At 69.5% G+C, this 685-nt stretch carries 1 protein-coding gene; it reads right to left on the minus strand.

The window, feature by feature from the left end:
• Positions 1 to 541, minus strand: a 541-nt coding sequence (locus J7523_RS20445; protein WP_291890639.1) for a DNA cytosine methyltransferase, incomplete at its 3' end; no start/stop codon positions are given.
• Positions 542 to 685: the final 144 nt, after the last annotated feature.

A 685-nucleotide genomic window follows, 5' to 3' on the forward strand; every position in this document is an offset into this window, starting at 1 on the left:
GGGGAGCGGGGAGGCCGTGAGCCTGCGCGTGCATCGAGTTCATCGAGATGATGCGGTGCGCGTACCCCATCGCGAGCATCGTCGACAGCCACGCGTCGAACAGGACGCCGGCGGGTGCGCCGTCGGGTGCCCAGTCGACGACCTCGACGACGTTCTCGACGAGGATCGCCCGGTACTGGTGGACCTCCGTGAACCGGACGACGTCCCACATCGTCGCCCGCGAGCGCTCGGCTGCGGCGTCGGGGAGGTTGTCGCCGAAGAGGTCGGCCTGGTAGATCCGCTTCCGGCCCTTCGCGCGTGAGTGATTGGTGCACTCCGGCGACGCCCACAGGATGTCCGTGCCCGGGACGTACCGCGGGTCGGTCTGCGAGATGTCGGCCTGCAGGTGGTCAGTGTCCGGGTGGTTCGCGTTGTGCGTCTCGATCGCGAGGTCCCAGTGGTTCGCGGCGAGCCGGACGCTGATCCCGGGGACGCTCACGGCGCCCGTCGAACTGCCGCCGGCGCCGCAGAACAGGTCGGTCATGGTGAGGTTGGCGCTCATCTCAGAAGTCACCGTCCGCGACCTGCAGGCACGTGAGGCCGATGGACCGCCACATGCGGACGACCTGGGTGCGGTCGTCGAGGACGCCGCAAACACCGTCGTCGCCGACCTCGCCGTCACGATCCGCGAGTCCGGCCACGAGCT

The sequence above is a fragment of the Cellulomonas sp. genome (assembly GCF_017744555.1).
Lineage (GTDB): Bacteria > Actinomycetota > Actinomycetes > Actinomycetales > Cellulomonadaceae > Cellulomonas.